Source organism: Beijerinckia sp. L45 (assembly GCF_009765775.1).
In the GTDB taxonomy this organism is placed as follows: Bacteria; Pseudomonadota; Alphaproteobacteria; order Rhizobiales; family Beijerinckiaceae; genus RH-AL1.
The window spans coordinates 1-3,696 of record NZ_LMUU01000210.1 but is presented as its reverse complement, the minus strand read 5'-3'; the positions used below and the strand labels follow the sequence as shown (position 1 = coordinate 3,696).

The following is a 3,696-nucleotide window of genomic DNA, read 5'->3' as shown; positions in this document are numbered from 1 at the left end:
GAGCGCCGACAATTTGAAAATACCCGTGGGAGTCAAACTGTCAGAGACTTGGTATTACCCTTTTTTTCAAAAGGATATTCATCGGAGTGATTATAATTAAGCAGAAGTCCGGTCAGATTACATTGAGGATCGCAATCAACCAAGAGAACTCTCTTCCCGAGCGATGCCATCATCCAACCGATATGGAAAACTGAAGTGGTTTTGGAAACCCCGCCTTTGTGATTGAAAAAGGCTATTTGCTTAAGCGACATTATATACCTCACGGTCAGGCCTGACGGCTAACAGGGAGACCTCAGACAGGCAAGACTAACGTTGCAAAATCTGAACTAATGGACGGTTTAACGAAATGATATTTTGGACAGAAGGTAATGGTCTCGACGAGTGCAGTATGTGCTCCACATTACCAGACCGCCTCGCGCTTCGGGCCGCAGGCTTCGCCTTTTCACCATGACGCTAATGGATTGGCGCCAAAATACCCGCCCCAACTCCCCTCAATCCCACCCCACACTCCCCACCGCGTTCAGCGCCAACCGGTTCAGCCGCTCCGCCTCCCGCCGCGTCCGCCGCTTCGCCCGCCGCCGCGCCGCAACCGCGGCTTGCTTGGCCTGCGCCGCGCGGCTGAGCTTGAGCATCCAGGCGGGGGGCGGGTCGACCGGGGTGAGCGTCACATCGAGGCCGAGGGTTTCGAGGGTGCGGAGCACCAGGCCGACTTCGAGGGTCGGCTTGCCCTGTTCGAGGGCGACGATCCATTGCCGGCTGACGCCGGCACGTTGTGCCAGGTCCGCCTGGCGGATTTTAAGGCTCCGCCGGAGATCGCAGACGAAACTGCCGAGCACCATGCTGTTCGGCGTCGGCATGCTGAGGGTTTCGGTCTTGGGGTTGTCGGTCTTGCGCTCTTCGGTCTTGCCCATGCGCCCTCAGCGCGATGCGGTGGGCGAACAACGCCTCAAAAAGTCGGCGTGCGCCCACCTCGGAATTTTGGCGTCACGGACGCTGACTTGGGCCCCGCCTGTGTCAGCGCTCGGGGACGGCGGGCCTCGTGTGTGTCGCCCGGCGGTGACGTCGGGCCGCATCTGTGTCAGCGGGCGGCGACGCGGATTGGGGCCGGTGCGACCCTTGAGTGCGCGGCCTGTCGTTGCGAGCACCGGGTCCGGCCTATTGGCCGGCCCGGCACAGGCTCCGCGAAGCAATATAGGGGCTGCCGACCACCTAGATGGCAGCAGCGGCTCTGGGTTGCTTCGCTTCGCTCGCAATGACGGCGGCATGCAATCGCAATGACGGGCGGTGCGGAAAAACCTAGGCGACCGGGCGCAGCTCGCGCGGCAGCGGGAAGAACACGCTCTCGTCGGCTGTGGACACGATCTCGATCTCGAGCTCGAATCGCTCGGCGAAGGCGTCCATGATCTCTTCGACCAGCACCTCGGGTGCCGAGGCGCCGGCGGTGATGCCGAGCGTGGTGATGTCGCGGAACAGGTCCCACTCGACATCTTCCGCGCGCAGGACGAGGCGGGAGATCGGGCAGCCCGAGCGCTCGCCGACCTCTTTGAGGCGCTGCGAGTTCGACGAGTTGGAGGAGCCGACCACGATCAGCGCGTCGACGAAGGGCGCGATGCGCTTCACCGCCTCCTGGCGATTGGTGGTGGCGTAGCAGATGTCCTCGCGCTGCGGGCCGACGATCAGCGGGAAGCGCTCGTGCAGCTTGTCCACCATCTGGCGGGTGTCGTCGACGGAGAGCGTGGTCTGGGTGACGTAGGCGAGGTTGGCCTCGTCCGCGACCTGCAAGGTCTCGATGTCTTCCGGCGTCTGCACCAGCAGGATGGAGCCCGGCGGCAGCTGGCCGAGGGTGCCGACGACTTCGGGGTGGCCGGCATGGCCGACGAGCAGGACCTGGCGGTTGTGCTTGTGGTGCGACTGCGCCTCGCGATGCACTTTCGTGACCAGCGGGCAGGTCGCGTCGATGGCGAGAAAATTGCGGCGGCCGGCTTCGGCGGGAATGGATTTCGGTACGCCGTGGGCGGAGAAGATGACCGGCTTGTCGGTGTCCGGCACCTCGGAGAGCTCTTCGACGAAGATCGCGCCCTTGGCTTTCAAGCCTTCCACGACGTATTTGTTGTGCACGATCTCATGGCGCACGTAGACCGGCGCCCCATAGATCTGCAGGGCGCGCTCGACGGCGTCGATGGCGCGCACCACGCCGGCGCAGAACCCGCGCGGGGCGCACAAATAGATGCGAAGCTTCGGCTTGGCTGTCATGACGGGATCCGTGACCATATCCGGAGGTATTGGGGTTCGGCGCTCCGGGTGTCAAGGTTCGAGCACCCCTGCGCGCCCGGCAGGCTTCAGCCAATCGCACGCGCGGCCGCTCGCCGCGATGTCCGATCATCGTTTGCGCGCGGCACGGGGGGCGCCCTGGAGTTGACGGCAGGGCTGCCTTCTTCCCAGAGTGCGCGACGACCGAACAGGGGTGGGCCCGTGTTCCATACACAGGCGTCTCATGGACTGGCATCAGATCAACTGGCTGTACACGGCGTCGGGCTTCGCCGTCGGCGTGCTCGTCGGCCTCACCGGCGTCGGCGGCGGCTCGCTGATGACGCCGCTGCTGGTCCTGCTGTTCGGCGTGGCGCCGGCGACCGCGGTCGGCACGGATTTGCTCTACGCCGCGATCACCAAGAGCGGCGGGGTGGTGGTGCACGGCCTGCACCGGACGATCGACTGGCGCATCGTGCGCCGGCTGACGTCGGGCAGCGTCCCGGCCACGGCACTCACCATCTTCGCGCTGAGCCGGATGGGGGTGGACGGCCACGGCAAGCACGGGCTGATCTCGACGATGCTGGGGCTCGCGCTGGTCCTCACCGCCATCGCCATCGTCTTCCGCAAGGTGATGCTGGTGCGGCTCGCCCCCGCCGTCGAGCGCCTGGGCGAGCGCAAAAAGCTCTGGCTGACGGTCCTGCTCGGCGCGTTTCTGGGAATCTTCGTGTCGATCTCCTCGGTCGGCGCCGGCGCCATCGGCGTCACCGTGCTGCTGCTGCTCTACCCCACCTTGCCGACGGTGCGGGTGGTGGGCGCCGACATCGCGCATGCGGTGCCGCTGACCCTCATCGCCGGGATGGGGCACTGGTATCTCGGCTCGGTGAACTGGGCGATTCTGGTGTCGCTGATCATCGGCTCGCTGCCCGGCATCATGCTGTCGAGCCACGTCGCCAGCAAGGTGCCGGAAACCGTGCTGCGGCCCCTGCTCGCCGCGATCCTGGCCATCGTCGGCGTGCGGCTGGTGGTCTAGCGGCGCGATGGATGACGCCCGCCCTATGATGACCCGCCGCGTCGCGCCGCCGTCCGCCTTCGCGGACCGTCTCGCCTCGCTCGGCAGCGCGCCCATCGTGGTGACGGGCTCGCGCGGCAAGGCGGTGCTGCTGCTCGTCTCGTGCCTGACGTTCGTGGTGCTCGGGCTCGTCGCCATCGCCAAGGGCGAGGACGATATTCTGGCCATTGGCCTGCCCGCCGCGCTGATCTTTGGCCTCGGCATGCTGGTCGCCGCGGTGCAGATCGCCCGGCCCTCGGTCATGACCCTAACGCTGGACGGCGTCACCGTGCGCACGATCTTTCGCAGCTGGGAGGTGCGCTGGGATCAGGTCGACCGCTTCTTCGTCGACCGCGCCCCGGCGGCCGGGCCGCAGACGGGACTGACTGCCCCGGACA

5 protein-coding genes are annotated in these 3,696 nt (G+C 65.8%); 2 read left to right on the top strand and 3 right to left on the bottom strand.

The window, feature by feature from the left end; translation table 11 throughout:
* Positions 1-32: 32 nt before the first annotated feature.
* From GSQ79_RS21860 to ispH, 3 genes are all read right to left on the bottom strand, one after another.
* Positions 33-251: a ParA family protein gene (locus GSQ79_RS21860; protein WP_158810897.1), complete on the bottom strand. Its 219-nt coding sequence runs from the start codon at positions 249-251 to the stop codon at positions 33-35.
* A gap of 240 nt (positions 252-491) precedes the next feature.
* Positions 492-911 (bottom strand): helix-turn-helix domain-containing protein, encoded by a 420-nt coding sequence (locus tag GSQ79_RS21855; RefSeq protein ID WP_158810896.1) that lies wholly within the window; start codon positions 909-911, stop codon positions 492-494.
* A gap of 385 nt (positions 912-1,296) precedes the next feature.
* Positions 1,297-2,253: a 4-hydroxy-3-methylbut-2-enyl diphosphate reductase gene (gene ispH, locus GSQ79_RS21850; RefSeq protein ID WP_158810895.1), complete on the bottom strand. Its 957-nt coding sequence runs from the start codon at positions 2,251-2,253 to the stop codon at positions 1,297-1,299.
* A gap of 241 nt (positions 2,254-2,494) precedes the next feature.
* Here ispH and GSQ79_RS21845 point away from each other — a divergent pair, with 241 nt between their 5' ends.
* Both GSQ79_RS21845 and GSQ79_RS21840 read left to right on the top strand, forming a co-directional pair.
* Positions 2,495-3,280 (top strand): sulfite exporter TauE/SafE family protein, encoded by a 786-nt coding sequence (locus GSQ79_RS21845; RefSeq protein ID WP_158810894.1) that lies wholly within the window; start codon positions 2,495-2,497, stop codon positions 3,278-3,280.
* A 25-nt stretch (positions 3,281-3,305) separates the two neighbouring features.
* A partial coding sequence (locus GSQ79_RS21840; protein WP_158810893.1) for a hypothetical protein occupies positions 3,306-3,696 on the top strand: 391 nt, incomplete at its 3' end.